Raw genomic sequence first — 3,219 nt, 5'->3', positions numbered from 1 at the left:
CCACCACGGCTCCGTCGGCGTCGGGCGGCGCGGCCATGCTTGAGTACATCGCCGCTCACCGGACCGGCTACATCCTCCGCCAGTTGCTGTGGCTCGCGCCGAGTCTGTTCCTGATGGTGGTGTTCCTGGCGCTGACGGTTGCCCTTCGCCGTCACAGCCCCAGCCTGGCGGCTCTGGCGGGCCTGATCGCGGTGTCGAGCTGGGCGGTGTCGTTGGCCTGGCCGACGACCGGGGAGGGCTCGCTGACGATGGTGCTGCTGAGCGATCGGTACGCCGCCGCAGCCACCGCCGGCGAACGGGCCTCTTTCGTGGCCGGGGCGGAGGTCCTGGACGCACTCAACGACGCGCCCGCCGTGATCGGGGTGCTGCAGACCCTGGGCCTGTTGCTGATGTCGCTGTTGATGTTGTATGGCACGCTCTCGAAGCGACTCGCATGGCTGGGCGTGGCGGCCGGCGGGGTCGGACTGGTCTCGGAGATACTCAAGCCCGTCCTGGGCCCCGGCTATGCGGCATACGGGCTGTTGCTGTTCGTCTGGCTTGCCTGGGTCGCCGTCGCGCTGTGGCGGCTCGCCGCATCTGGTCCCATGCACCGTATTCCGTGAGGATCGTCGGCGACTGCGTTGGCTCCCACCCGCGGTGGAGGCCCCCCGGGCGCAACTACGGCCGGCGCGGCGATGTCTCGCGACGACTCGTTGCGGACGACCCAGCCCGCGAGCCGTCAGGGTCTTGCGCCGCCCGGACCGGACCTTCGGCCCTACCGGTGGATGGCCGGGCAGGGTCACGCTGGAAAGACGAGCGAGGGGCGTGGCGCGTCTCACCCTGCTCGGTCGGCAGGACGTGAGGTGACAGACATGGTCTCGATGCCAGACACAGCGACGCTCCTCACGGTGCGCGTGCTCGGCCTGCTCGCGGCGCTCAACGGCCTCGACCACGGGGTCGGTGCGATCACCCAGGGTCCCGGGTCGCCCCCGAACCGTCTCTTCCAGTCCTGGGCGAACGTCGATGCCTTCGACCCGCTCGGCGGCGAACCGGCGCTCACCCTGATCCCGGACCTTCTGGTCTCCGGTCTACTCGCCGTCCTGACGGCCATCACGCTCGGCGCCTGGGCGACCGTTTGCCCGGAGCGTCGGCACAGCGGACTGGTCATCGTCGGGCTCTCGCTCCTGCTGCTCCTCGTCGGCGGCGGTTTCGGACCACCGTTGTTGGGGATCGTCGTCGGGCTGCTGGCCATGCGGATCGGCTCGATGACCTCCCGCCCGGTCGGTCCGGTGACACGACTGGCCGCTCGACTGTGTCCCTGGCCGCTCGTCGTTGCCGCGCTCTGCTTCCTGGGACTGGTTCCGGGAACGATGCTGCTGTACGTCGTCGGGATCGACAGCGGCGGGCTCGTCATGGTGCTCATCGTCGCCGCCTTCGCCGCCACCGCGCTGGCGGTCTGGTCCGCTCGCGCCACGGACCGCGCCGTCGTCTCCCTGCCTTCCTCCGTCGGGACTGCCCACCCGTCAGGGCTGCCCGACCGTCAGGACTGCCCAACACTGAGAAGGAGCCGTCGATGAATGTCCTGGTCGCCTACGCCACCCGGCACGGTGCCACCGCAGGGATCGCCCAGCGGATCGTCGAGACCCTGCGCCGGGAAGGGCTCCACGCAGACGTGGTGTCCGTCGCGGAAGTCACGCGGCTGGAGAGGTACGACGCCGTGGTGCTCGGCGGCGCAGCGTACATGTTCCACTGGCTCAAGGACGCCACGAGCTTCGCCAAGCGGCACCGGGCCGAGTTGGCGCAGCGACCAGTCTGGTTGTTCAGCAGCGGCCCACTCGGGAGTGATCTGGTCGACGAGGCGGGCCACGACATGCGGGATGCAGCACGCCCGAAGGAGTTCGCGGAGCTGGCAGGGCTGCTGAGGCCGCGCGGCGAGGAGGTCTTCTTCGGCGCCTACGACCCCGCGCAGAAGCCCATCGGTCTCGGGGAACGGGTCACCCGAATGATGCCGGCAGCCAAGCACGCCATGCCGGCCGGAGACTTCCGAGACTGGGAGCGCATCGACGCCTGGGCCAAGCAGATCGCCCAGCAGCTCACTTCTCGAAGCGATCCTCCGGCCCGAACTCAGGATGGAAGCCAGAGTCTGGGCTCCGACGGATCGCCAAAGGATCGCTACTAGGGGGTCGTGATGTCGTACCAGCAGTGCCTGAGAGCCGCACGGGAACGCCTCGCGGCCGTCCCGCGTCGCACCATCGAGATCCCCCCGTACGGAACCGTGGAGTATGCCGACGACGGTCATGGCATGGCGGCACTCGTCAGCCATCCGCTGTTCGGCGGGTTCGACTTGGGCCTCGCAATCGGACGCAAGTGGCTCGGGCCGGACCTCCGCATCATCGGCCCTTCGCGTTTCGGCTATCTGGGGTCGACACTGCCGAGGGCTGCGTCGCCCGCCGACCAGGCGGATGCGTTCATCGCCCTGCTCGATATGGTCGGGCTCGACCAGGTCGTCGTCCTTGGGTACTCGGCCGGCGGGCCTCCAGTGATTCAGCTGGCCCTGAGTTACCCGGATCGGGTCCTGGCACTGGTACTGGTGGCCTCCGCATTGCCGGGGGCAGCCGGTGCTCCGCCGCCGAAGCTCGTTGCGAACCTCCTCATCGGCTCGGACCTGGTCTTCTGGCTCCTCGGCCTGGCCGGGCCGAGCCTGACAGCCCGAGTCCTCGGCATGGACAAGCACTTCCGGCCCGTCGGGTCGCAGTGCGACTCGATTCAGGACGCGTGGACCTCCCTGTTCCCCATCGCACCGCGCAGACGTGGTGCGCTCCATGACCTGTATGTGTCGAATCCGGACGTACAGGGCTACCCCTTGGAAGCGATCACGGTTCCCACGCTGATCATCAGCGCTCGCGACGACGCGATGTCTGCATACGGGAACGCCGAGCGCGCCGCGCTCCGGATCCCCGGCTCGCGGCTCGAGTCCTTCGACCACGGGGGGCACCTGCTGCTCGACCAGGACGTATCGGTCCGTAGATCGGTTGCCATGTTCGTCGAGGGGGCAACAGCGGCTCACCAAGAGACCTGACACGTGGCAGACCGTCCGAGCGCACCACCACGAGCACCCCCGGACGGTCCCGCCTTTCAGGGACGCCCGCCACCCACCACGACGGACTCGCGCCGCGGCAGGCCGGCGGCGGCATACGAGGCGTCGATCAGCTGCATCATCGCCACCGAGAAGTCCGCATC

The 3,219-nt window shown here is 69.0% G+C and carries 4 protein-coding genes; all 4 read left to right on the top strand.

Annotation, left to right across the window (positions count from 1 at the left end; genetic code table 11):
* Positions 1-602: DUF4386 family protein (locus WMI84_RS17700; protein WP_347355093.1), on the top strand; the 602-nt coding region annotated here is incomplete at its 5' end.
* Positions 603-851: 249 nt separating this feature from the next.
* Positions 852-1,556, top strand: coding sequence for a hypothetical protein (locus tag WMI84_RS17695; RefSeq protein ID WP_347355092.1), 705 nt, complete (start codon positions 852-854; stop codon positions 1,554-1,556).
* Positions 1,553-2,158: a flavodoxin domain-containing protein gene (locus tag WMI84_RS17690; protein WP_347355091.1), complete on the top strand. Its 606-nt coding sequence runs from the start codon at positions 1,553-1,555 to the stop codon at positions 2,156-2,158. Before WMI84_RS17695 ends, WMI84_RS17690 begins: the two co-directional genes overlap by 4 nt.
* Before the next feature lie 9 nt (positions 2,159-2,167).
* Entirely contained in the window at positions 2,168-3,058 is an 891-nt protein-coding gene (locus WMI84_RS17685) for an alpha/beta hydrolase (RefSeq protein ID WP_347355090.1), read from the top strand.
* Positions 3,059-3,219 lie beyond the last annotated feature (161 nt).

Source organism: Intrasporangium sp. (genome assembly GCF_039812505.1).
GTDB lineage: Bacteria > Actinomycetota > Actinomycetes > Actinomycetales > Dermatophilaceae > Intrasporangium_A.
Note: the sequence above shows the minus strand (reverse complement) of the source record. Positions and strands in the feature narration are given on the sequence as shown.

What these genes read in the sequence shown, in the direction of transcription:
- WMI84_RS17695 (WP_347355092.1), top strand. Translation starts at nt 852, where the DNA reads ATGGTCTCGATGCCAGACACAGCGACGCTCCTCACGGTGCGCGTGCTC.
- WMI84_RS17685 (WP_347355090.1), top strand. Translation starts at nt 2,168, where the DNA reads ATGTCGTACCAGCAGTGCCTGAGAGCCGCACGGGAACGCCTCGCGGCC.
- WMI84_RS17690 (WP_347355091.1), top strand. Translation starts at nt 1,553, where the DNA reads ATGAATGTCCTGGTCGCCTACGCCACCCGGCACGGTGCCACCGCAGGG.